This window comes from Desulfuromusa kysingii, assembly GCF_900107645.1.
GTDB lineage: Bacteria > Desulfobacterota > Desulfuromonadia > Desulfuromonadales > Geopsychrobacteraceae > Desulfuromusa > Desulfuromusa kysingii.
On sequence record NZ_FNQN01000001.1, the window covers coordinates 308,146 to 332,980 of the forward strand.

At 46.4% G+C, this 24,835-nt stretch carries 24 protein-coding genes and 1 pseudogene; 7 read left to right on the forward strand and 18 right to left on the reverse strand.

The window, feature by feature from the left end; translation table 11 throughout:
* Nucleotides 1-336: 336 nt before the first annotated feature.
* The 11 genes from BLU87_RS01530 to BLU87_RS01580 all read right to left on the reverse strand — a co-directional run bounded on the left by BLU87_RS01530 (nt 337) and on the right by BLU87_RS01580 (nt 12,710).
* Complete coding sequence (locus BLU87_RS01530) at nt 337-1,509, reverse strand: M24 family metallopeptidase (protein WP_092344167.1); 1,173 nt, start codon at nt 1,507-1,509, stop codon at nt 337-339.
* Nucleotides 1,510-1,653: 144 nt separating this feature from the next.
* Nucleotides 1,654-2,943, reverse strand: a complete 1,290-nt coding sequence (locus BLU87_RS01535) for a TRAP transporter large permease (protein WP_092344168.1) — start codon at nt 2,941-2,943, stop codon at nt 1,654-1,656.
* 2 nt (nt 2,944-2,945) lie between these two features.
* On the reverse strand, nt 2,946-3,575 hold the full coding sequence (locus tag BLU87_RS01540; protein ID WP_245706324.1) for a TRAP transporter small permease: 630 nt from the start codon (nt 3,573-3,575) through the stop codon (nt 2,946-2,948).
* Between the two features lie 135 nt (nt 3,576-3,710).
* The gene (gene dctP / locus BLU87_RS01545) at nt 3,711-4,757 is read right to left on the reverse strand and encodes a TRAP transporter substrate-binding protein DctP (RefSeq protein WP_217637416.1); all 1,047 of its coding nucleotides are present in this window, start codon (nt 4,755-4,757) and stop codon (nt 3,711-3,713) included.
* A 152-nt stretch (nt 4,758-4,909) separates the two neighbouring features.
* Nucleotides 4,910-6,115 carry a M20 metallopeptidase family protein gene (locus tag BLU87_RS01550; RefSeq protein ID WP_092344169.1) on the reverse strand — a complete coding sequence of 402 codons (1,206 nt, stop codon included), beginning with the start codon at nt 6,113-6,115 and terminating at the stop codon, nt 4,910-4,912.
* A gap of 11 nt (nt 6,116-6,126) precedes the next feature.
* Complete coding sequence (locus tag BLU87_RS01555; protein WP_092344625.1) at nt 6,127-6,855, reverse strand: aspartate/glutamate racemase family protein; 729 nt, start codon at nt 6,853-6,855, stop codon at nt 6,127-6,129.
* 60 nt (nt 6,856-6,915) lie between these two features.
* Nucleotides 6,916-7,941 (reverse strand): aspartate-semialdehyde dehydrogenase, encoded by a 1,026-nt coding sequence (locus BLU87_RS01560; protein WP_092344170.1) that lies wholly within the window; start codon nt 7,939-7,941, stop codon nt 6,916-6,918.
* Nucleotides 7,942-8,028: 87 nt separating this feature from the next.
* Nucleotides 8,029-9,411 (reverse strand): aspartate aminotransferase family protein, encoded by a 1,383-nt coding sequence (locus BLU87_RS01565; RefSeq protein WP_092344171.1) that lies wholly within the window; start codon nt 9,409-9,411, stop codon nt 8,029-8,031.
* Between the two features lie 46 nt (nt 9,412-9,457).
* Complete coding sequence (locus tag BLU87_RS01570) at nt 9,458-10,219, reverse strand: IclR family transcriptional regulator (RefSeq protein ID WP_092344172.1); 762 nt, start codon at nt 10,217-10,219, stop codon at nt 9,458-9,460.
* Nucleotides 10,220-10,539: 320 nt separating this feature from the next.
* The gene (locus tag BLU87_RS01575; RefSeq protein WP_092344173.1) at nt 10,540-11,610 is read right to left on the reverse strand and encodes an aspartate-semialdehyde dehydrogenase; all 1,071 of its coding nucleotides are present in this window, start codon (nt 11,608-11,610) and stop codon (nt 10,540-10,542) included.
* Nucleotides 11,611-11,840: 230 nt separating this feature from the next.
* On the reverse strand, nt 11,841-12,710 hold the full coding sequence (locus BLU87_RS01580; protein ID WP_092344174.1) for a DMT family transporter: 870 nt from the start codon (nt 12,708-12,710) through the stop codon (nt 11,841-11,843).
* A 218-nt stretch (nt 12,711-12,928) separates the two neighbouring features.
* On the opposite strand from BLU87_RS01580, the gene queF reads away from it, so the two are divergent.
* Both queF and BLU87_RS01590 read left to right on the forward strand, forming a co-directional pair.
* Nucleotides 12,929-13,759, forward strand: coding sequence for an NADPH-dependent 7-cyano-7-deazaguanine reductase QueF (gene queF, locus BLU87_RS01585; protein WP_092344175.1), 831 nt, complete (start codon nt 12,929-12,931; stop codon nt 13,757-13,759).
* A gap of 54 nt (nt 13,760-13,813) precedes the next feature.
* Complete coding sequence (locus BLU87_RS01590) at nt 13,814-14,260, forward strand: hypothetical protein (protein WP_092344176.1); 447 nt, start codon at nt 13,814-13,816, stop codon at nt 14,258-14,260.
* Nucleotides 14,261-14,323: 63 nt separating this feature from the next.
* Here the strand turns inward: BLU87_RS01590 and BLU87_RS01595 are convergent, their stop codons facing one another.
* Nucleotides 14,324-14,812 (reverse strand): universal stress protein, encoded by a 489-nt coding sequence (locus BLU87_RS01595; protein WP_092344177.1) that lies wholly within the window; start codon nt 14,810-14,812, stop codon nt 14,324-14,326.
* 168 nt (nt 14,813-14,980) lie between these two features.
* Between BLU87_RS01595 and BLU87_RS01600 the strand changes: the two genes are divergently transcribed.
* Both BLU87_RS01600 and BLU87_RS01605 read left to right on the forward strand, forming a co-directional pair.
* Nucleotides 14,981-15,343: a rhodanese-like domain-containing protein gene (locus BLU87_RS01600; protein WP_092344178.1), complete on the forward strand. Its 363-nt coding sequence runs from the start codon at nt 14,981-14,983 to the stop codon at nt 15,341-15,343.
* A 10-nt stretch (nt 15,344-15,353) separates the two neighbouring features.
* Nucleotides 15,354-16,958, forward strand: a complete 1,605-nt coding sequence (locus BLU87_RS01605) for a B12-binding domain-containing radical SAM protein (protein WP_092344179.1) — start codon at nt 15,354-15,356, stop codon at nt 16,956-16,958.
* Here the strand turns inward: BLU87_RS01605 and BLU87_RS01610 are convergent.
* Entirely contained in the window at nt 16,942-17,142 is a 201-nt protein-coding gene (locus BLU87_RS01610) for a DUF1232 domain-containing protein (protein ID WP_217637417.1), read from the reverse strand. The two genes, BLU87_RS01605 and BLU87_RS01610, sit on opposite strands and share 17 nt — an antisense overlap.
* A 179-nt stretch (nt 17,143-17,321) precedes the next feature.
* Between BLU87_RS01610 and BLU87_RS01615 the strand changes: the two genes are divergently transcribed.
* From BLU87_RS01615 to BLU87_RS01625, 3 genes are all read left to right on the forward strand, one after another.
* A complete protein-coding gene (locus tag BLU87_RS01615; protein ID WP_092344181.1) occupies nt 17,322-17,819 on the forward strand; it encodes a hypothetical protein in 498 nt (165 codons plus the stop codon).
* Nucleotides 17,820-17,978: 159 nt separating this feature from the next.
* Nucleotides 17,979-20,261 carry a Tex family protein gene (locus tag BLU87_RS01620; RefSeq protein WP_092344182.1) on the forward strand — a complete coding sequence of 761 codons (2,283 nt, stop codon included), beginning with the start codon at nt 17,979-17,981 and terminating at the stop codon, nt 20,259-20,261.
* Between the two features lie 140 nt (nt 20,262-20,401).
* Nucleotides 20,402-20,995 (forward strand): MarC family protein, encoded by a 594-nt coding sequence (locus BLU87_RS01625; RefSeq protein ID WP_092344183.1) that lies wholly within the window; start codon nt 20,402-20,404, stop codon nt 20,993-20,995.
* 32 nt (nt 20,996-21,027) lie between these two features.
* Here the strand turns inward: BLU87_RS01625 and BLU87_RS17925 are convergent.
* From BLU87_RS17925 to dapB, 5 genes and pseudogenes are all read right to left on the reverse strand, one after another.
* Nucleotides 21,028-21,315, reverse strand: a pseudogene (locus tag BLU87_RS17925) (ArsC family (seleno)protein); the annotation flags it as partial.
* 133 nt (nt 21,316-21,448) lie between these two features.
* Nucleotides 21,449-22,330, reverse strand: coding sequence for an ATP-binding protein (locus BLU87_RS01630; protein WP_092344184.1), 882 nt, complete (start codon nt 22,328-22,330; stop codon nt 21,449-21,451).
* Between the two features lie 145 nt (nt 22,331-22,475).
* Nucleotides 22,476-23,711, reverse strand: coding sequence for an LL-diaminopimelate aminotransferase (locus tag BLU87_RS01635; protein WP_092344185.1), 1,236 nt, complete (start codon nt 23,709-23,711; stop codon nt 22,476-22,478).
* Nucleotides 23,712-23,788: 77 nt separating this feature from the next.
* Entirely contained in the window at nt 23,789-23,914 is a 126-nt protein-coding gene (locus BLU87_RS17750; protein ID WP_281242480.1) for a hypothetical protein, read from the reverse strand.
* Between the two features lie 21 nt (nt 23,915-23,935).
* Nucleotides 23,936-24,736: a 4-hydroxy-tetrahydrodipicolinate reductase gene (gene dapB / locus BLU87_RS01640; RefSeq protein WP_092344186.1), complete on the reverse strand. Its 801-nt coding sequence runs from the start codon at nt 24,734-24,736 to the stop codon at nt 23,936-23,938.
* Nucleotides 24,737-24,835: the final 99 nt, after the last annotated feature.

Below are 24,835 nucleotides of genomic sequence, written 5' to 3' on the forward strand. Positions count from 1 at the left end.
TACTAAAAAATTCTTTTGTTTTATGATGAATGCCATACGACAATAAACGTTCATTATTTGAACGAGTGTTGTAATAGTGACACCGTGTGGGAAGTATAGCAATTTATTATTCCAAGTCAATCATAAAACGATTCTCACTCAAAGGGCTGGGACTATTTATAAGTCTAGTATTTTACTATTGTTTAGTCCGCGGCGAAGGGTACAGAAAATGCGGGATTGTCTTTGCTTGAGAGAGTCGTTTTTTACGGAAAGGAGATGATTTACTGAAGAGCTGATCGAGTTGCCAGATAAGTTTGACAACTCGATCAGTTGAACATAAAGATCGATCTGCTAGAACTATTTAAGAACCAGATCTAGTGGAAAATCAAACAGATGCTCATAGCCGGTCTCAGTAACGACGATACTGGCATCAATTTCAAAACCAACATTGTCGTACCAGATCCCTGGGATCAGATGCAGAGCCATTCCTGGTTGAATGACCGTTTTATCGCCTGGACGCAAGCTGATTGTGTGCTCACCCCAGTCTGGAGGATAGTTAATGCCGATCGAATAACCGAGGCGAGACTCCTTGACAATACTTGAGTGGGCAATCGCTTCGCGCCAGCGTGCTTCAACGTCCTCAGCAACAACACCGGGCTTGATGCTGTCGAGTGCAGCTGCAAGTCCTTCGGTCACGATCTCTGCTGTTTCGGTCATGATGGGTGGTGGGTTCTGACCAAGAAAGATTGTGCGTGCGATGGGTGAATGGTAGTGGCGATAAACACCGCTGAGCTCAAGCAGGACAGCTTCATCTGCTTTAAATTTTGTTTCGGTCCATGTTAAATGCGGGGTTTTGGTTTTTTCTCCTGCCATCATCAAAGGGACAATAGCGGGGTAATCGCCTGAGTGCTCTGCGGTGCCACGGTATTGAGCACGGGCAATCTCCGCCGCGGCATCACACTCGCGGACGCCGACATTAATCGAATCCACAGCGGCCTGCATGACATTTTCTGCCACTTGACCCGCAATTTTCATAAATTCGATTTCACGAGGGGATTTGATCACGCGGACCCAATTGACTAAGGCATTCGCATCGACAAATTTAGCATTGGGCAGTTTGGCCTCGAGTTCGAGATAAGCTCTGTGGGTGAAATAGAATTGATCCATTTCAACGCCAAATGTTTGCTTATCCCAACCTTTTTCCTGAATAATTTTTGCGACATGATGCATGGGGTGTTCAACTGGATTCTGCACCAGATAGTCGGGATATTCGTAAATATTTTCGTCATCCAGAAAGGATAAAATTCTGGCGCCGTTGGCATCCATTGAGCGTCCAATCCAGATTGGCTGCTCTTGTTGCAAGGAGACAATAACACACTGATGGACATAAAAACTCCAGCCGTCGTATCCAGTCAGATAGTTCATGTTGGCTTGCTGTGAGATCAACAGACAGTCAATCCCTTCTTTTTGCATTCGTTCCTTGGTTTTTGCAATCCGTGCCAAGTATTCCTCACGTGGAAATGTCAGCATTTTACTCTCCTTTGTTCTGGCGCTCTTGTGCCTGCTGGTCACAGCAGTGCAGCTCGAGGGTCGTTCGATGGTGAATGAAAAAGCGGGGACATGGCTCGTTCCAGTCCCCATGAAATGGGGTCAATACGGTCAGTTTTTTTTACCTCAACCTGCTAACGCGATGTTTGGAAGAAACAAAGCGATCTGAGGGAAAGCTACCAGAATAACTGTTGCCAGAATTAGTATCAGTAGAAATGGTAGCGAATGACCGATAACCTCAAGGTATGGTCGACGGAAAATTAATTGTGCGGTAAAAATATCACAGCCAAAGGGCGGTGTTGCGGAACCGATTGCTGCCTGTAGAGTGACCAAAACCCCAAGGAGGATTGGGTCAACGCCAGCACTGAGGACGTAGGGTTTAAATACTGGGCTCAGTACAAAAATCGCCACGATGGGATCGACAAACATACAAGCGACAAAATATACGACAACAACGATGGTAATAACCCAGAGTTGTGATGGTTCTGGACCAAAAAGAGGGGGTAACAGTTTGGCAGGTAACTGCAAAAAACCAATCAGAAACGAAAAGGCCTGACCTGCGCCAACCAGAATAAAGACAACCCCAGTAATAACCCCAGTTTGCAGAAAAGAATCAATCAGCCGATTGAAAGTAATCGCTTTATAAATGACTGCTTCAAGGACAATGGCGTATAAAACAGCAGCAGCTGCCGCCTCTGTGGGGTTAAATAGGCCTGTGTAGATACCACCAACTATAATAACTGGGAAGCCGAGAACTGGCAGACCATCCTTGATTGCTTTCCGTCGTTCTGCCCAGCTTGCTTTCGGTAATGTTTTGATCTTTTTGAATCTCGAGTAGAAATAACAGTAGGTCGAAAACATCAAAAGAATCATCAACCCTGGAAGGATCCCGGCCAGAAACAGACTGCCAATGGATGTGCTGGTTGCAACCCCGTAGACAATGAAGCCGATACTTGGCGGAATTAAAAACGCAATATCACTTGAATTAATGATCAATCCCAGAGTAAAGGAGCTTTTATATCCAGCTTCAAGGAGCATGGGACGCATGGTTCCACCAATTGCAGCAACCGTTGCCTGGGTCGATCCAGATACGGCGCCAAATAGAGTACAACTGGCGTTTGTGGTGATTGGCAAACCACCATGGAGATGTCCGACAAAGACTTTTAACATGTGGATCAGACGTCCAGCAGATTCTCCGGAAGTAATGATGTTTGCAGAGAGGATGAACATCGGTACACAGACCAGAGCCGGCGGAGTGACACCGGTGATAACCTGCTGCACCATGGTGATGAGCATCTTCGGAGCAAAGTCAGGCATGTAGATGAACAGATAGAGAACGATAGAACCGAGCAGTGTAACCATAAATGGAAACCCGAGCAGTAGCATCGAAGCAAGACTGATACCAAAAATTCCCATGATTACACTCCTCCTATTTCTTCATCTTCATATTCACTTTGCTGATCAGGAGATTGCCATGGCTCGTCTTCTGTCAGATTCTTTATAATCGTCCGTATATACTGTAACGTCGCCATCCCAAACCCAATGGGAATAATGACGTAGAATATCCATTTCGGGACCCGCAGGGCTTGGCTCATATGATGGTTGTCGTAAGCATTCAACAGGTATTTCCATGAAGCCCATGTCATAATTCCCAAGACGACAGCGCTGATCACTGAGATTCCGATGATGAAAGCTTTCTCCATTTTCGGGGGCATCATATCTAGAAAAGCGCCCATACGAATATGGCGAGCTTTTCTGACCCCATAACTGACCCCGGTGAAGGTGATAAGCAGGACCAGAAAGACAGAAATTTCATCAGCGAAATAAAGGCTTTTATGGAATGATCGTGCAAAAACATTTGCTATCAGAAGAATGGCGAGAGCTGCCACACAGATCACCATGATTGAGACTTCTACGGCATTGACATAGATGCCAATATGGTGATTTATCTTTTCAAACTTAGACATACTCGAGGTGTCTATGTAGGCATCCGGGTGCATCTGCTCCATTATCGATTTGTTTTCAGGTTCAGGGGGTAACTCTGTCATTTTATGCTCCATTGAGGAGTTGATTTTTGACTGTGAAGCTTATTTCTTTTTTCGACCTAAGAAAACTCCAAGCTCTAACGGTTGTTATGACGAAGAAACCCGTGGCAGAATTTCTGCCACGGGTTGAGTGTTGTACTATTTAAGACCAAGTGCTTTTTTTGCAGCGGCAACATCAGCGCGCAGGGTGTCAAGCATTTCCTGAGCACCTTCTCCTCCAATTTCAACATAGAGGGGATAGACTGTTTCTGCTTTTGCTTTGAATTGAGCGATCGTAGCATCATCAAGGGTGTTGACGATCAACGATGGTTTTTCTTTCTTCATTTTTTCAAGATCGCTGGCGTTTCTCGCGGTGATCCATTCGCCTGCAGGAACAACAGCTTCACTCCAGAATTTGTGAATTTCTGCCTGTGCTTCAGGAGTTAGGCTGTCAAAGAAATCCTTGTTGAAGGATGGAATTCCGATGAAAGGCTCACTTTTGAGTTGGGTCAGGTACTTTTGTACTTCGAAAAATTTCATGCTGTAGATAGCGAACAGTGGATTAACCTGACCATCGATCAGACCCATCTGCAGACCACTGTAAACTTCACCATAGCTCATTGGGGTTGGGGAAGCGCCATAGGATTTGTAGTCTTCAACCAATAACTTTGACCCCATGACCCGGATTTTTGTGCCGTTAAATTCATCGAGGGATGTTACAGGTTTTTGAGTGGACAACCACTGCCAGCCCTCAAACATGATCGCAGCAGGAACCAAACCATTGTTGGCAAAGTGCTGAGTCATCAGAGGCATCATTTTCCCGTTCTTCATCATCCAGTCAAGTACCTGTGGGACTTGCTCAGTCGGGAAAATATAGTTCAGAGCTAGAACTTGAGCTTGAGGAACAAAGGCGCTGATCCAGGCATAATCAGAAAATACAGCCTGAACAACACCCATCTGTGCGAGTTCGTTGATATCACCGGTAGCACCTAAGGTGCCATAGGGATAGATTTCGAATTGAATCTTGCCATCGGACCACTCTTTCATGTGGTCAGCAAATTTGTTCGCCCAGACAGTCATGAAGTCACCTTCAATCTCTTCTGAGGCTAATTTTGCATTGACGACTGGGCCAGTATAGGCACCAGCAAAAGCGAATCCAGTTGAAAGAATCATTGTTGTTAAAAGTAATACCAGGATTTTTCTCACATTTTCCTCCCTTACAGGTTATTGGCTCTTTTGTCAGAGCCGGTTAGTGAATCAGAAGCAAGTTTTGTGTCGTCTTTTCTTATCTACCTTTTGATCTTGCTTGTGGTGGTTCATTCCCGACTAAAGTGCTTGGACTATCTGTTTAGACTGACTTATTTTGCAAGAAAAGACAATGTCTTGTTCGCATTTAGAAATTTGAACGCGCCAATGACATGCATGGCGACGCCTTGTTTCATGGTCTGTTCATCAATGTTGAAGCAATTGTTGTGATGTGCAAAACATGAGTCAGTATCCGGGTTGGCGGTACCGAGAAAGATAAAAACGCCTGGCACGCGGGCTGTGTATTCTGAGAAGTCTTCACTTGCGAGTGAGCGGTTTGTCTGAATTGAATTTTTGTTTGGAAAGACTATTTCAGCGGCCTGCAGAGCGATGTCAGCCATCTCTTCGTTGTTGATCAAGGGGATATTTTCATGTTCAATGGCAATTTCACATTGACAGCGGTGCGTTTCACAAATTCCCCGGACAATACGGATGAACCGTTCAGTTGGTTGTTCGATGCTCTCTGCTCCCCCCTCATAGAGGAAGCGGATTGTCCCTTCTAACTCAATTTCATCTGGAATGACACTCCCTTTGAAACCACCAGAGACTTTACCAAACATAATGACGGTTGATTTAAGTCCGCTGATCTCGCGTGTTTGCAGCATTTGCACTGATTGAATAACGCTGGCGGCCGTCAGCACCGGGTCAATAGATTCTTCTGGCGCCCCTGTATGTCCACCTTTGCCAATAATCTTGATTTTGAAGGCGTCGAGTCCTGACATAATTGGTCCTGGGGTGGCCGCAACTGTTCCTGAATCCATAAAAGACCAGATATGTTGTCCCATGACGGCATCAACTTTGGGGTTTTCGAGGACGCCATCGTTGATCATATGGATGGCCCCTGCAATCTCTTCATTGGGTTGAAAGACGAGCTTGATGGTCCCTTTGATCTGATCGCGATTTTCGACCAGTACTTTAGCCGCGATTAGCAGCATGGCGGTGTGGGCATCATGTCCGCAAGCGTGCATGACCCCGGGATTTTGTGATTTATAGGGGATTTCGTTTTCTTCGGTGATGGGTAAAGCGTCCATATCCGCACGCAACATCAGCACCGGACCTGGCTGGTCGTCTTCAATCAGAGCGACAACTCCAGTTTTGGTCATGCGGGTCGGTGAAAGTCCGAGATCGCGAAGATATTGTTCGACAATCCCTGCGGTTCGTTGTTCCTCAAAGCCGAGCTCAGGATGCATATGGAAGTCACGTCGCAAGGCTACAAGTTCATCATAGAGTTCTTCAATTCGCTTTAGAATATCTTGCATCGCCACCTCTTTCAGTATGAATCCGGGAAGGTTTTTTTGACAATAGCCGACTGCACATAGTTGATCATTGTTAAAAAATCGAAAACAGGTAATCCTGTCGCCTGCTGGACGGCAAAACCGTAAACTGGAAGCAGGCTGCACTCAAGCAGTATCGCACCGACATTTGGATCTTCTGCCAACTGTTGACTCGCTGCGACAACCTCAGCAGAGATCCGATCACTGTCGAGAGTCCCAACTTCAGCTATCGCGGCTTCGTGAAAATACTTCGTGTCATCCAACCCTTTGATGACCAGTTTCTCAATTTCGGTAAAACCAACAGCTGTGAATAAATCTGCTGTCAGCGAAGTTGCATTTGCGGTGATGATGCCAATTTTATTATTATTACGTAGAATCTGAGAGATAAAGGGGAGCTGGGTTAAGCTGCTAAGGAACACCGGAATATTGACTGCATCTTTGACCTGTTGTTGAAACAGAGCCATAAACCCACAGTCGCCGGTGATGGCCTTGACCCCTTCTCGTTCCAGTTCTCTCGCAGCATCAATAATTGCTGTCGTAAAGCTGGCATCATGAGAAAAAATTGCTTCTACTGTCAGCCCTTTAATGACCTTGTAGCGCACTGGATAGTTATAGCTTTTTGCGTTACCAACATCTCCCTGGATAAAGGGGGTCTCGGTATCTAATAACAAGATCCCGATATCTTCTCCATAGGAGGTTTGTTGTTTATTGACGTGGAATAGCATAACTTCAATCCCAACAAAAAAGGGGCGTCCAAAATGGATGCCCCTTTGCATTCAAAACAATTAAACGATGCCTCTTTCTAGCAGTGTTTCAGCAATCTGTACAGCATTAAGTGCCGCACCTTTGCGGATGTTGTTGGAAACAACCCACATATTCAGAGCATTGTCTTTGGTGTTATCTTCACGGATACGACCCACCATGGTGAGGTCTTCATTGTCCGAATCACAAGGAACCGGATACTCAACCTCGGCAGGATTATCGACGACGAGCAGGCCAGGAGCTGCCTTAAATAACTCACGTGCCTTATCAGCGGAGATCTTTTTCTCGGTTTCCACGTTAATTGATTCTGAGTGACCGTAGATGACCGGGATCCGGACGCAGGTTGCTGTGACGTTAACTGAGTCGTCCTTCATGATCTTTTTGGTCTCGTTGACCATTTTGAGTTCTTCTTTAGTGTATCCACCTTCTTGGAAGACATCAATATGGGGCAGGCAATTCATCGCAATTTGCTTACCGTAAGCATGAACCGTTTTAACTTTGCCATATTTGACATATTCTTTGATTTCGGCATCTAAACCATCCAGCGCAGCCTTCCCTGATCCAGATACAGCCTGGTAGGTTGAGACAATAACACGCTTGATTTTGGAGCAATCTTGCAACGGTTTCAACGCTACAACCATTTGGATGGTTGAGCAGTTCGGGTTGGCAATAATGCCGTTATGCCAGTCGACATCTTCAGGGTTAACTTCTGGAACAACCAGGGGACAATCAGGATCCATCCGCCACGCTGAACTGTTATCGATGACAATGGCACCCTGTTTGACCGCTTTAGGGGTCAGGGCCAGGCTGGCATCGCCACCGGCAGAAAAAATAGCGATGTCAATGTCTTTAAAATTTTCAACGTTAGCCGTCTTAACGGTACACTTCTTACCATTAAATTCGACAATCTTACCTTCATGAGCAGGAATATCGAGAGGACGAAACTCAGCGATCGGGAATTTGCGCCGCTCGAGAGTTGCCATCATTTCACGACCAACAACACCCATTGCGCCGACAACTGCTACGTTATAACTTTCTTTTTTTGCCATGTTAGATCTCCTATAATTCTGATCCCAACGGGACAACGATTTGTGTGTTTCGTTGCCCCGTTGGGTTGCGACCGTTTGACTTGTGAATTAAGAAAGCTTGCCGTCTTCAATGTCCTTGATAACGCCAGCAATAATTTCAATCCCTTTCATTGCCAAATCTTCAGTAATAATCAATGGCGGCAGGAGACGGGCTACGTTTCCGTGGTGACCACCGACTTCAATCATGACACCACGCAGGTGAGCATGCTTGCGGACAAGTTTGGCGTAATCACCTGCTGGTTCACGACTTTCTTTGTCTTTAACCATTTCGATGGCAAGCATCATCCCGAGTCCACGGGATTCACCAACGATGGCTGACTGGGCTTCAAGCTCTTTGAGTTTAACCATGCATTTTTCACCCAAGCCTGCAGCATGTTCAATAACACCATTGTCCTGCATCCACTCGAGAGCCGCGCTACCAGCAGCAAAGGCGATCATGTTGCCACGGAACGTACCGATAGTGAGTCCGGTAGGCCAGGTGTTCAGCTCTTCACGGTATGCGATGGCTGAAATCGGGAAGCCGATACCACCCAGAGCCTTACTCATGGTGACAATATCAGGAACGATGCCAGCATGCTCAAACGCAAACATTTTTCCAGTCCGGCCGAGACCTGCCTGAATTTCATCACAGATCATGACAATGTCATGCTTGGTGCAAATTTCGCGAACCCGTTGCAGGAAGATCGGTGCTGGGATAATTGTTCCCCCTTCACCTTGAACTGACTCCAGAATAACTGCGGCTGGTTTTAAATAGCCTGAATGTGAGTCGGAGAGAACCCGTTCTAGATTTTCAGCAGCTTGGAGCTGGAGATCTTCGTCAGGGCAACCAAAGGGGTTGCGGTACTCATAGGGGTAGGGGAGAAATTGTACCCCTGGAGATAGAGGACCAAGACCTTGACGGTGATGGGCGTCACAAGTTAGAGCCAGTGCCATGCCAGTCATGCCGTGGTAAGAACCTTCAAAGGCAATAACGCCGTAGCGACCGGTGTTGAATTTTGCCAGTTTGATCGCTTGTTCAACCGCATCGGAACCGGTTGGGCCACCAAAAAACACCCGAGTGAGTTCTTTTGGTAGAATTTTTTTCATGGATTTCACCATTCTCTGGCGAATCGGAGACGGAATATCAAGGGTATGAGTGATGTCTTCAATCGCTTCATGAGACGCTTTGAGGACATCTGGATGGCTATGTCCCAGCGCCATAACTCCGGCACCTGAAAACATATCGATATAGATGTTACCATCAACATCTTCAATGGTTGCACCCTTTCCCTTGGCCATCGCCATGGGCATCCCTTTGGCATATGAAATTGCAGAACTTTCATTGTCAGCCTGATATTTAAGGATCTCCTGAGATTTAGGTCCCGGAGGGGCAACCTTGATCTGTGGAGCGTCTACATGCGATAGCTTTGCAAAAAGTTTGTCCTGTTTCATCTTTCACCTCTCAATGATTCACTTGTGTTTATACGTTGTCGGGTCGCTAGCTATTTTTGCCGCTTCCAAAACAACGTGATAGTTCGCGGGCCGTTGCCTGAAGGTCTGGAATGTGAGCAGTCATGTCTGCTTCAGTTAAACGTGTTCCAGGTCCAGAAATGGCGATGGTTGCAATTATTTTATGATCATAGTTATAAATTGGAGCCGCAATGCTTAAGATATCGTCGCTGAATTCAAATAAATCTGTTGCGTAGCCGGTTTTCTTGGCTTCTTCCGCTTGACGATGCAGCTTTAATTTATCTGTGATGGTGTTGCGTCCCAGACCTTCCAGATGCAGTGTCTCTATGTATTCTCGCCGATCAGATGGTGTTAGTTCGGAGAGGAATAATTTCCCCGATGCACAACTGTGGATCGGGTATGAGTAACTTATATCCGGATTCAATGTGAGGCGATGAGATGACTTCACGTCATCTATCGCAAACACCATGTCCTCGACGCGTACACAAAGATAAACGTTTTCACCGACTCTGTTGATCAGATCAATCATGTATGGCTTTGCTGTGTTCCGTAGATCTTTACTGAGAGGAATTGTCCGTCCTAACTTTAGAAGCTTGAAGGTCAGACTGAATCCTTCTGCTGTTTTGACAACGTAGCCAATTTCAGACAAGGTCGCGAGGAGTCTATGGACATTTGTCCGATTAAGTTCAAGATCTTTGACTATGCTGGAAGGCAGAACTGGCTGGTTTGCACCAACATATTCAAGAACTTGAAACGCCTTAAGGACTGTTGTCGATAATTTATACGCCATGTGTGCTCACTATTTGGTCGGATGTTTATATAGTGTTATGTGCCCAGATTGTAGCAGACAGTTGTTTTGTGTCAACATAAAATTTCAGGGGGTGATAATTGTCTCTGCTTTAGACCCGGTGTCGTTGTTGTGGATGTCTTTTGTGGTCTCTTTGATGTGGGGATTTAGCGGACTTAGCTTTATTTGCTCAATGCCGTGTTCACTTCTCAGCGCAAGAATTTTCAGAATATAAAAAGCCCCGCATTAAATTAATGCGGGGCTTTATGAGTCAAGGTGGGTTGAACTTAGTTTGAAAAATCAGAACCTAGAGGTTTTGCTGTTTAGAAACCACTGACGTCTTTCAGAGCAGGGTTGGCTTTCTGCGCATTTTTGACCAGTAGTTCGGCAATCTGGATTGCATTCAGGGCTGCCCCTTTGCGGATCTGATCTCCTGAAATCCAAAAGTTCAGGGCGTTCTCTGCGGCGATATTCTCACGGATACGACCGACGTAGCAATCGTCCTGAAATTGCGATCCCAGAGGCATTGGATATTCGCAGCCATCAGGGTTGTCATTTACTTTTAAGCCCGGTGCGTTATTGAATAGCTCACGTGCTTTTTCAGGAGAAATCGGCTCTTCAGTCATCACTGTGACCGATTCAGAATGTGAATAAAGTACTGGAATCCTGACGCAGGTTGCTGATACACGGACTTCATCGTCGTGGAGAATTTTTTTGGTTTCGTTGAACATTTTCATCTCTTCCCCGGTATAACCATTGTCTTGAAATGTGTCGATGTGGGGAATGACATTATAAAGCAGTTGATGGGTGAACTTGTTGACTGAGAGATCTCTCCCTGCGGCCCAATCCCTGACCTGCTGCTTCAGTTCTTCCATCGCCTGTGCGCCAGCTCCAGAAGCAGATTGGTAAGTTGAAACAAAAACCTGCTTCACGCGGCTGTAATCATGGAGCGGCTTTAAAGCAACCAGCATAATGATGGTTGTACAATTTGGATTTGAGATGATTCCGTTATGCCAAACAACATCTTCCGGATTGACTTCTGGAACAACCAGAGGCACTTCCGGGTCAAGGCGGAAAGCGGAACTATTATCAACGACGACAGCACCGGCTTTCACTGCGAAAGGAGCATATTTCTTGCTCTGTGCCCCACCGGCTGAAAACAGTGCGATATCAATATCTTTAAAGGAATCTTCGGTTAATTCTTCGATGGTGTACGTGGTGCCCTTGAACGTGACCTGTTTACCCTTAGAACGTTTGGATGCATAAAGCTTGAGCGTGTTAATTGGAAAGTTTCTCTGCTCGAGGATGTTCAGAAATGTCTCACCGACAGCGCCAGTAGCACCGGCAATAGCGACGTTGTATGCTTCCTTAGGTCTCAGTTGGTTCGCGTTCATGATTGTACACCTTTCCTTCGTTTTTTTGTGTGGGGGATACCCACCTTGGCTCATGCACTGCTCTAGGGTCTTGGGAAATTACACCCGAAGATTTTCTCTGTCAATTTAATTTCACTATTGTAACAGAAAGTGAACGCCAATTTTATTATTGTAATATTTTTGTGGTTTCTCTACTTTATCGTGGTTGTCTTTGGCAGGGTTAGTCCTTATTTGGTACGGATTTATCCGTTTTATTCTGCCGGAGGAGCTTTTACTCTTGCTGCTAACCATGTATTGGTTGCCAGTGCTGCAATGATGACACTCCCGCCATAGATTGTATTGAAGGGTATTGTTTCTCCCAGGAAAATAAATACGAGGAGCGGACCAAAGACGGTTTCAACAATCATGAACATACTGGCTTCAGCTGCAGAAATAAAGCAGGTTGCTGTGGAGAAGAGAACCATAGCCAGAGGCATCTGTACTAGGCCCATAAGGGCTAGTACCACCAGTTTATCAGGTTCGGGGCTCAGGTTGGCAAAGGGAAGTGCGAAAAGCGCCATCAGGTAGCCGCTGACCATAATAATTGTTATTCGCTGCAGTTTCTGGTGCCGACGCAGGTATGCCTGGGCCGTTCCCATAGCTGCGGCTGTCAACACCGCGAGCATATCCCCCAACAAATGACCACTCCCAACAGAAGCAGAGACAATAATCAAGGTGCCAAGGACCATGGCGGTCATGGCAATAAAGGTGTAGCGTTTGATCACCTCTTTGTTCAGCAGGTAGCTGATCAAAGCAGAAAAGAATGGAGCTATGGAGAGAATGACGACGGTATTGGCCACGGTGGTGTTTTGAACGGAAAAGACAAAACCAAATCCGGCCAATGCAAAGAACAAACCCGCAAACAAGTAAGGATATCGATTTGTATTCAGAACCTTCAAGGGTGAGTGTTTTGTTTTGACAACCGTGAAGGCCGTTAACGAAATCCCGATGAAGAGCCCTCTCCAGAACAAAATGGTGATACTGGGGGTTTCTGCGAGGCGCACTAGCAGGGAATCAAAGCTAAGGACCAGCACGCCAAAAAAAGCGTATAAGACACCCCGAAGGTGAAGATTGTTCTGCATAAAATTAACTGTTCCGATGCTATGGCAAACCAAGAGTATTCAGCAGGTTGACGCGATTTTAGACATATGAGCTGGATATTCATTGAGTGTTGCTGAAATAGGTTTATCGATAAAGTTATCTTTACAAAATACGTGGGTTGGTTTTTTATAGCAATATTCAAATTGTTATTATTTTTCCGCGTTTGCAAACCGTCGAAAATAAACAGGAGCGTTGTTTTATGGTTGACCATAAGCTCAATCTTCCCTTGGGGGAGAAAACTGCCTATAAAGCTGAATATGATCCGGCTTTGCTTTGCCCTTTTCCTCGGCAGATCAAGCGCGATGAGATCGGTGTTGCCGAGGATTTACCTTTCTCTGGTTATGATATCTGGAATGCTTTTGAGTTGTCCTGGCTCAACCTGAAGGGAAAACCCGTGGTTGCTATGGGTGAATTTCATATCCCTTGTGAATCGCCAAATCTGGTGGAGTCGAAATCATTTAAACTCTACTTGAACTCTTTCAATCAGACCTGTTTTTCGGGGTTTGAACAGGTTGAAGCGCTCTTGGTAAAAGATCTTTGCGATGTTTGTGGTGCTCCGATTCTGGTGCGATTGTTCGACAGCAGGCAATTTGACACTGCAAAACTTCAGAGCTTTCCAGGAACATGCATTGATGGGTTAGATATTGAGGTGAAGGGGTATTCTCTTAATCCTGCTTTGTTGAAAAATGCAACGGATTCTGAATGCCGGGTTGAAGAAGAATTGTACAGCCACTTGTTAAAAAGTAATTGTCTCGTCACCAATCAGCCTGATTGGGGGAGTGTGTTGATCCGCTATTGTGGCCGCAAGATTGATCAGGAGTCGCTGTTGCGTTATCTGATTTCATTTCGTCAGCACAATGAATTTCATGAGCAGTGTGTCGAACGTATCTTTATGGATTTGATGCGTCACTGTCAGCCAGAACGGCTCACTGTTTATGCCCGTTATACCCGCAGGGGAGGTCTGGATATTAACCCCTTTCGTTCAAATTACGAAGACAAGATCGAAAATTTACGCTTAGCGCGGCAATAAACAGATTTGGGGCATTGATTGGGAATATTGTGTCCTTCTAGAAGGGGATCAGCGGTGAAAAAGTTTATTGTTTATGTTGTCTGTGTTTTTGTGACCGGCTTCTCTGCCTATTTTGTTTATGATGCCGTTTTGTCGTCTCGTTATGCGGGAACAGTGGGCCCTTATATCCAGAGAGTTTTACCCGAAATCTCTACGTGGAATCCAAATATAGCGCGACAATACATGGCCCCAGAGATTTTGAAAACAGTCACAGCCGCAGACTTGGACCATCTTATGGAGGCGCTGTCGAAAATCGGTTCACTGCAAAAAATTGGTAAGATGAGTTTTAAAAGTCAGTCGGAGGTTGATGATGTCGAGTTTGAAAAGCGTCCGCTGATCACTTATGAGGTTGATGCTCAATACTCAACCGGGGATACAAAGATAACCATCAGCCTACTTGATCGCAATGGTTCGTATGAACTCTATCATTTTAATTTTCAATCAAAGGCTTTGGCACCATAATATGAAGTGTGAATTTGAAACAGGGGCGTGGCAAATGCTTGCACGCCCCTGTTTATGGTTAGATTATTCTGGCAACGGGATAACAAATACCGGTCGTTTCGATTTTTTCAGGAGCTTTTCAGCGGTACTTCCAAGGAACGCATGTTCAATCGCCCCTTTGCCATGGGTTCCCATGACAATCAAATCGGCATCCAACTGCTTGGCGACCTCGAGAATTTTAACGACAGGGTGGCCAATGACCACTTCTGCTCCGGCAAAACGGGCTAAATCTTCAGGAAAGTCGGCAAGTTCCTTTTTGGCAAACTCTTCCAGATCGTGTGTCATTTCTTCTTTCGCTTTTTCCATATTTGTGTGTTCAAGGTCTTCCAGCTTGTTTTCGCCCATCACCGCAGAAATATAACTACGCATGGATGAATCAACCTGAGGAAGAACGTGGAGCAGGTGAATTTTGGCATTATTCCGCCGACTAATCATGACAGCATGTTTAAAGGCATATTGGGAGTTGGGTGTCCGGTCACATGGAACAAGAATTGTTTTATAAAATGGGAGCATCGTGGCACCTCGTAACGGGAAAAGGGTTGATAGTCTCGGTGACTATTCAACCTGTTTTTTTCTGTGATAAATATAATTTATTTATCAGCCTCTTGCGTTTACTCGAATGATATTAATGATCTAAGATCAGTCTTACTTTGAGCTTAACAAATTTTTCCGGAAAATACGATGAGAAGAACATATAAACCGATAAAAAGCATAGAGATCGCCGATTTTTTAAATCATGGGGCTGCTATTGTTGATGTGCGGCGTGCCGAAGAGTGGCGATTGACTGGCGTGGTTGCTGGCAGTGAGTTGTTGACATTCTTTGATGCTCAGGGGCAAAGTCAACCGGAAGAATGGGTACAGCAACTGAATGCACGGGTTGCTGAAGAGCGACCTTTGATTCTCATTTGTCGCACCGGGCACCGAACTCGTTTGATCTGTGAATTCCTGATAGCAGCAACCTCTCGTCCTGATATTTATAATGTTACCGACGGAATCTTGGGCTGGTTGGCTGAAGGACTCCCTGTTGCCAGGGTCAGGGGATAGCGACTTATTTATGACCGATGTCCTGTTGATTCAACCTCCAGCATTGCTCCCCTCCGAACCTCCTCTCTCTCTGGCTGTTCTGTCTGCGGTGTTGCGTCAAGCCCATGTCGATGTCAAATCTCTGGATGCCAATCTGGAAAGCTATCTCTATCTGCTGGATTATCAACGTCTGATGGCGCGGGCCGGGGATCGACCAAAAACCTCTGTGCGCCGCGCGTTGAAACACTTAGATGAGTCTTTGCGTTTCTTGCGTTCTCCTGCTGCAGCGACTTCTTTTTCCCGTTATAGTACGGCAGTCCGGCATCTGAATCTATTGCTGAGCCTGTGGACAGGCGGTGGAGATAATGAACGCTTAACTCTCGGTGACTATCAATATAATGGGCGTTCTGTCTTTAATCCTGATGACCTGTACCTGTTCAGCAGCGGCAAACTTCAGACCCTGTTTCATGCCTATTTCGTCGCTGAACTATTCCCCCAAATCAAAGCTCATCAGCCCAAGATTGTCGCCATCTCAATTAACTATCTGCATCAGGCTTTCGCTGCATTTGAATTGGCAGGGTTGCTCCGTCGGCAATATCCTCACCTGCAACTGGTGGCTGGTGGAGGACTGATAACTTCATGGCAGGAACCGCTGCAAAAACTTGATTATAGGTTGCCCCCTTTTGATCGTCTGGTGTTCGGCCCAGGAGAGGCCTCTCTTGTTCATTTAGCAAAAGGTTCTGCTCCTGAGGGCTATTATTTGAAGGATGTTGCCGATATCGGTTTTATCCCGGACTTTTCCTTTGCTGATTTCAGTCGCTATTTAAGCCCGCAGCCCATTATCTCGGTGAGTGCTTCGCGGGGCTGTTACTGGCAAAAATGTTTATTCTGCCCTGAGGCAACGGCACCGGTGCATCCCTATGACAGTTTGCCGCCACAGCAGTTTCCTGATGTGTTGTTGCAGTTATCAGCAAGGTACAAGGCGACAACCTTTCATCTGACAGACAATGCCATTCCTCCTAGTATTCTTCAGAGTTTGGTGCAGCGTAAAGCTGACTTGAAAGAGATTGCCTGGTTCGGATTTGTCCGCTTTGAATCTGTTTTGGCAGATCCTGAATTTGTCCAGCAACTCGCGCAAACAGGATGCCGGATGTTGCAACTGGGATTGGAAAGTGGTTCGCAAAAGGTCCTTGACCGGATGAGAAAAGGGGTCAGGCTGGAGATGGCCGCGAAGATTTTAACCAATTTGTCTGCTGCCGGAATCAGCAGTTATATCTACATTATGCTGGGGACTCCGGGAGAAACTGAAGCAGATGCAGAGATGACACTGAACTTTCTGGAAGAGCATGCAGAGAAAATTGGCTTTCTTAATATCTCCATAATGAACTTGCCGCGAGGTTCAGGATTACTCGAAGATCTGGATTTATACGGGATCGACAGCTCGCAGCTGCAAGACGAAGAGAGTCCCCTTGGGCTCTATCATGAATTTCAATCAACAATCGGTTGGGATCGGGGAGCAGCACGCAAGTTTTTGCAGCAACGGTTGTTGGGATCAGCTATTATCCGTCAGATGGTTAACCGCAATCCCCCCCTGTTCAGTTCTAGTCATGCTTGCTTCTTTACTTCTTCGGATTAAAAATATCTGGAAGCTCATAACCGAAATACCGTAAGCACATCAGCAGAAGAGTGACAGCGGCAGCTTCATCCAGATTGCCGATAAGGGGAAGATTATCGGGAATGAGTTCGAAGACTCCAGCGGTTGGATTTAACAGATAGAGGATAGAGAGCAACCCCAGCAGCAAAACACCCATTTTTTTCATGATGAACATCCCTTGGTTAGAATCACAGAGTTGCTCCAGCATAACACAGGATGATGGCTTGTCAGTCGCGGACTGAGTCAAAATCCAGTTTCAATAAAACAGAGTCAATCTCGTCTTAATGTGCCTCCCTGTGATAAAATGACCTTATGTAAATAACTTGCAAGCAGGAGTGACGAGCTATGAAAAAATTATTATTTATTGTGTTGACCGTATGTGTTGGGCTGATTTTCTCCGGTTGTCAAACGACAACATCTTACTACCTTGGTGCAAAAGCTGATGCCGAGGGGGTTGTCAGCTTGGTGACGGTACCGGAGGGGACACAACAGTGGCAGGACTTGAATGTCACGGTTGATTATGACTTAAACCGCAATGGTGACAATCTGGGCATCAAAGGGAGCCTTACTTTTTCTAATAGCCCACAGATGAATTTTACGGCAGTTCGGGATTTAAAATTAAAGTTATTCCTTTTGGACCAGGATATGCGGGTCGTCGATTACTTTGATATTGCCCGGACACTTGGTCATGACTTGGAAGGTCAGACCCCGTTTTCTCAAGAGGTGCAACTTAAAGCTGGGGTTGTGGCTATGACGTTTGGCTATGAAGGGTTTTTTGTTGACAGTGATTCTGAAGGCTCCTCATCGGAAACGGTTTGGAAATTGCCGAAACGGTCTGAGTAACTAAAAATGGACAGTTCGGGCAGCCAATCGGTTGCCCGAATTATTTTGCTATTCGGCCGCTATTATCGCTTTTGACAAGCTATGCAAATCATAAACAGCATGCTACCATCGCCTCCCTTTAAATGAATCCTCAATCTTTGTACGGAATAGAGTTGACCAATGACAATGTTTAATCTTGCACAGCTATTATTTGAAGAGACCGGTCTACAACAGAACCAGATTAAAGCCACTGTAGCGCTTTTGGAAGAGGGGGCGACCGTCCCTTTTATTGCCCGTTACCGCAAAGAGGTGACCGGGGAATTGGATGAAGTGCAGATCCGTCAGTTGCAGGAACGGCTGATTTACTTCAAAGAGTTGCAGGAACGCCGCGAAGTGATTCTGAAATCGGTTGAGGAGCAAGGCAAGCTGACAGTTGAATTACGCGATAAAATTACAGCGTGTCGACAAAAAACTGAACTGGAAGATCTCTATCTTCCCTACAAACCCAAACGTCGTACCAAGGCTACAATTGCCAAAGAGAGAGGTCTTGAACCCCTAGCCGAGCAACTTTTCCACGCTGTGACCGCTGGCCCGGAAATCGAATCTTTGGCTCTTCCTTATATTAATCCGGAACTTGAAGTTCTTGATACTACAAGCGCCTTGGCAGGTGCGGGACATATTCTAGCAGAACAGTTTGCTGACAGTGCGGAGGGGCGGGCTGTTGTCCGTGAACTGACTTGGCAACAAGGGGTATTCTGTTCGCAACCGGCTCGCGGTAAGGCTGGAACCGTTAGCAAGTATGAGATGTACTATGATTTTAGCGAACCTTTACGGCTGGTCCCTTCTCATCGCATGCTCGCGATGCGCCGAGGAGAAAAAGAAGATATTCTTCGGCTATCGATTCAAGCTCCTGAAGAGGAGATCCTCGCCCGCCTCAGTCAGTTGCTGATACCACAAGCAAACCCTTATCATCCTTGGTTACGATCGGTGATTGATGATGCTTACCAGCGACTGTTGGCACCGTCAATAGAAGTTGAACTGCGCTTGCAAGCGAAAAAAAGTGCTGATACTGAGGCGATCCGGGTTTTTGCCGAAAATTTACGCAACCTGTTGTTGGCGGCTCCCGCTGGGAGTTTTCGGGTTCTGGGCGTCGACCCTGGATTACGCACCGGATCAAAGCTGGCGGTTGTCGATGAGACCGGCCGTTTTCTTGAGCATGTCACTATTTATCCCCACACAGGACGGGGAAGGGCTGAAGAAGGGCAACGGGAATTGTTACGTCTGCTTGCAGCACATCAAGTGCAGATGATAGCGATTGGTAACGGCACTGCCGGACGGGAGATGGAGCAATTTGTCCGCCAGAGCTTAAAGTCACAGGGACAAAAATTGCCTGTGGTGATGGTCAGCGAAGCGGGGGCGAGCGTCTATTCGGCTTCTGATATCGCCCGTGAGGAATTTCCCGATCTCGATTTGACTATACGGGGGGCGATCTCCATCGCGCGGCGGTTGCAAGATCCCCTCGCGGAATTGGTCAAGGTCGATCCCAAGAGTATCGGCGTTGGTCAGTATCAGCATGATGTCAGCCAGACTGCTTTGAAAAAGTCGTTGGATGAAGTTGTTGAGACCTGCGTCAATTATGTCGGTGTTGATCTCAATACGGCGAGCTGGGCGCTCCTGGGTTTTGTTTCTGGTATCAGTGCTTCGCAGGCTAAAGCGATCATTCAGTATCGCAATGAAAATGGGATGTTTCAGCAGAGAAAGGATCTCTTGAACGTCCCCCGTTTTGGTAAGAAAGCCTTTGAACAAGCTGCGGGGTTTTTACGTATTCGTGGTGCCCAACAACCTCTGGATAACACCGCTGTTCATCCTGAACGTTATCAACTGGTTGAGAAAATGGCTGCAGATGCTGGTGTTGAGTTGCCGGCACTGATCGCAGATGCGGCACTGCTGGATTCTATTGATCTCAACCGTTATCTGGCCGATGACGTCGGACTCCCCACTTTACGAGATATCATCAGCGAACTGAAAAAACCGGGTCGCGATCCACGGGAGTCGTTTGTTTCCACCAGCTTCCGTGAGGATGTCATGGAGATGAATGATCTTAAGGAAGGGATGGTTCTGAATGGTGTGGTGACCAATGTGGCTGCTTTTGGTGCGTTTGTTGATATTGGTGTGCATCAGGATGGTTTAGTTCACGTTAGCCAACTTGCTGACCGCTTTGTCAAAGATCCCAATGAAGTGGTTAAGGTGGGGCAGCAGGTTCAGGTTCGGGTGCTGGAAGTTGATGTTCAACGTAAGAGAATTGCCTTAACGATGCGTAGTGGCGAAGTAAAACCGCAAGCAAAGAAGGAGCAACGAGGGGCTAAAAAGGTAAAAACAACGAAACAAGCTCCCCGAGAAAATACCCAGACTGATCTTGCCGCTGCGTTGCTGAAGTCAGGCTTCAGGGTGAAAAAAAGTTAGTCCGGGTGTTGATGGCCGTCGTTGGACATTCAACGGTCGGGGAGGATAGCCCTTATTTATGTTGATCTCTGTTGCTTTTTCGAGGTGAATTGTTTATATGTCCACTGCATCTGCACCCTCTAAAGCTTGGAATGACGAGAATGTTCACCCTCTTTATCAATGTTTTTCTGAAGATGTTCATACTGCTGACCCCCTTTTTTGTCCTCTCTGCCTTTTTGTCGCTCACCAAAGACGTTCTACAATCTGAACGGCAAAGAATCGCGCTTAAAGTCACTTTTTCGGTCATCCTGACCTGCTTTGCACTGTTTTTATTTGGCAGGTATATTTTCGCTTTATTCGGAATTACCCTCGACGCCTTCCGGATCGGCGCCGGAACGATTCTCTTTTTATCTGCTGTATCGATGATTCAAGGTAATGCGAGTGTTTCTCATCAGGGAGCCAAAGAAGATGTTGCTGTGGTTCCTTTGGCGATCCCAATTACGGTAGGTCCCGGAACGATTGGTGCTTTATTGGTGATGGGCGCTGGCCTTAAAACTGTGCCTGAAAAAATTATCGCCAGCCTGGGATTGCTTTGTGCTGTGCTTGCCGTTGGCGGTTTGCTCATCATTGCCGGTCGTTTGGAAAAAATTCTCGGTCAGCAGGGGTTGTCGATCCTGACCAAGCTGACGGGGTTATTTGTGTCCGCTATCGCAGCGCAGATATTCTTCACCGGTCTGAAAAACTTTCTCGGTTGAGGCCGGAGAGACAGATTTGCATCGTTCCAGCCTTATTGAAATTTCTCCGCATAAAGCTCTGGATTGAATCCAACGATGAACTGATCATTGAGCTGCAATGTCGGAGCGCGTAAGTTACCGCTGGGACCCATGACAACCTTGAGAATCGCTGCCTTTTCATCTGTCTCCGGGTGAAAGTGGATAACTTTTTTTCCTTTGGCAACGCTGATGACTGTTGCTGCTTTGATGATATCCCAAGCCGATTGTTCCTCTATCCTGTTTTTACGCGCATCCAGAACTTCGCTGATGGTGATCTGTTCCTTCTCAAGAAACTCTTGAGCATTTTTACACGACGCTCATCCTTTACGTAGATATGCCCATACAATATTCATGTGTTCTCCTTGACTGAGGCAAATAGGTCCATTTTCCCCGCACCTTGATGCTCATAGCTATTTCTTGAAACAGACAATTCCCTTATTTTAACAGGAACTTGCCGACCCAGTTTTTTGAAAATTGGTATGCAGTCCGGCCGCAACGTTTAGTTTTTTCATTGGCCCATTTGATGGCCGCACGTTCGAGGTCATCATTCCATGGAATCTCCTGACCAAGTTGTTTACTCCAGCGTTCAGTACAGAGTTTGACCGCATCAAGGTAGCGCTCTTGAGTAAATACATGAAATGGAACCCAAAGGCCGAAACGATCGGAAAGAGAGCTTTTTTCTTCCTGCACTTCACTCTGTTGCAACTCACCTTTTACATATTTTCCCCCAATGTGATCACTTTCATATTCAGGGAGCAGATAGCGGCGATTGGAGGTGACATAGATCAGGACATTCTCAGGGGCGGAATAAACCGAACCATCGAGAGCACTTTTTAGCATCTTATAGGTCAGTTCGCCCATCTCAAAGGTGAGATCATCACAAAGCATGATAAACCGATAGGGTTGATTTTCTACCGCAGTAAAAATCTCTGATATATAGATGAGGTCCTCCTTTTCAACCTGAATAACACGTAATCCTTGTTCCCCGTATTGGTTGAGTAAGGCCTTAACAATCGATGATTTTCCCGTTCCACGTGAGCCCCAGAGGAGCGCATTGTTGGCTGGTAATCCTTGCAAAAACTGACGGGTGTTATTGACCATTACCGCTTTTTGATCGTCGACACCAAGGAGCTCATCAAGTTTGGTCGTGTCAGTCATTTTTACCGGTTCAAGGAATCCTGAAAAAGAGTGTCTCCGCCAATTGGCTGCATAACAAGTTGACCAGTTTATGGGCTTGACCGCTTTAGGGAGCAGCATTTCGACAGAGCTGAGTACTCGTTCGAGTTGTTCAATGACTTCAGGCTTCAGGTTGATCATCAAGAATCTCTCTTTCCTATCTGGGACGTTATACGAAAATTTTCAAAATTATTCGAGGGGGTGACCCCTTATTGGTGATTGCTTGTTCGGGTACAAAAAAGGCGCCGCAATGGACGCCCTTTCAGTTGGTCTATAAAGAAGGAGATTATTTACCCCACTTCTCTTTAATGCGTTGTACCGCTTTGACGATATTGTCCCTCTCGCCGAAGGCGGAAAGGCGGAAATAGCCTTCTCCACTTGGGCCAAAGCCGCTACCAGGGGTACCGACGACAAAGCATTCGTTCAGCAGTTTATCAAAGAAATCCCAGCTGGTCATTCCTGCGGGGGTTTTTAACCAGATGTAAGGGGCATTGATGCCGCCAAAACACTGGAACCCTGCCGTGGTCAAACCTTCGCGGATGATGCGCGCATTTTCCATGTAAAAATCAATAATCTCTTTAGTTTGGGCCCAGCCTTCATCGCTATAAACGGCGGCAGCGGCCTTTTGTACGGGGTAGGAAACGCCGTTGAATTTGGTGCATTGACGCCGATTCCAGAGTTTGTTGATGCTGTACTTTTCTCCCGTTGCTGTGGTCCCCATGAGCTCTTCAGGAACCACTGTCAACCCGCAACGCACACCAGTAAAGCCGGCTGTTTTGGAGAATGACCGGAATTCCATTGCACATTGTTTGGAGCCTTCAATTTCATAAATGGAGTGGGGAACACCTGCTTCGGTGATATAGGCTTCATAGGCGGCATCAAAGAGAATAATCGCATCATTGGCGAGAGCATAATCAACCCAGCCTTGTAATTGCTCTTTGGTAGCAACAGTTCCGGTTGGATTATTGGGAAAGCAGAGATAGATCAGGTCGACCTTCTCTTTGGGAAATTCAGGGTTAAAACCATTCTCTTCCGTACAAGGCATGTAGACCAAACCTTCGTAGTAGCCTTGGTCGTCCATTTCACCACTGCGGCCCACCATGACGTTGGTGTCGTTATAAACCGGATAGACTGGATCACCAATCGCCACTTTATTACCGAGGTCAAAAATATCAAGAATGTTTCCTGTGTCACACTTTGATCCATCAGATATGAAGACTTCAGAAGGTTTTAAGTCAACCCCCAGTGGCTTATAGGCTTTGTCAACGATCGTCTGTGCTAACCAGTCATAACCTTGTTCTGGGCCATAGCCATGAAACGTTTCCACCGCGGCCATCTCATCGACCCCTTCATGAAAGGCTTTAAGAACCGCAGGGACCAGAGGCCTGGTGACATCACCGATACCGAGGCGGATGACATTTGCTTCTGGATTGGCCTGGGTAAATTCACTGATGCGACGACTGATTTCGGGGAATAGGTAACCAGCTTGAAGTTTAAGATAATTATCGTTGATACGTGCCATGTACGCGTCTCCTGAAGTTTTGATAAAAAGTAACTTGTAAACAAAGTGATCGTATTTTTAGCTCTTACCGCTGGCTTTTAACTGGATTTTTGCTGCAGCCACTGGCCGGCCTTTTCAAAATCTCTTCCGAGACCATGGAAAGTTTCGCATCCAGAAATAATCAATGTGACGAAAATCAGCAATAAGATGAGAACTTTTTTCATGTCAATCTCCAGCGGTAAGGTTTAACTCAAACCGAGAACATCCTGCATGTCATAGAGCCCGGGATCTTTATCTTGTAACCATTGGCAAGCACGTACCGCACCACGGGCGAACATGTCACGGCTCATAGCCCGGTGACTGATTTCTATCCGTTCCCCCATACCGATGAAATAGACGGTGTGTTCACCGACAATATCTCCACCACGTACTGTCTGCATGCCAATCTCTTCGTGGGTGCGTGCTCCACACATCCCCTCGCGGTGATAATTGGCGACTTGATTATAGTCCCGACCGAGAGTATCAGCGACAACTTCTCCCATGCGTACGGCTGTCCCTGAAGGGGAGTCCTTTTTCTTGTTGTGGTGGAGTTCAACAATTTCAACGTCAAAATCATCCCCTAAAATGTTGGCGGCTTCTTTTAGGAGCTTAAAACATGCATTGACGCCAACGCTCATGTTGGGAGCGAGAACGACCGGGATTGTTTCAGCAAAATGGGCTGCTTGTTGTTTTTGTTCGGGGGTAAAACCGGTCGAACCAATGACGACCATTTTCCCTTGTTGCGCACAGATTTCCAGATTTTTCAATGTCACTTCTGGAAAGGTGAAATCTATCAAGACGTCTGCGTTGGCCATGGTTGCAACCAGGTCATCGGTGATTTTAATCCCCAATTTTCCTACCGCTGCTAATAGCCCTGCATCTGCACCGAGCTGTGGGTGTCCTGTCCGTTCAACGGCACCAGTTAATTCCATGCCTGGTGTTTCCTGAACCGCTTGAATTAAACGGCCACCCATCCGACCGGCGGCACCAACAATAGCTACTTTCATTTTAATTTCCTGCGTGTCAATGTCAGTTACGGGGAGAAAGATCTCTGCCCTTGAGTTTTACCGTGATCTGAAACGGGGCGATCACCAGACCGCCCCCGA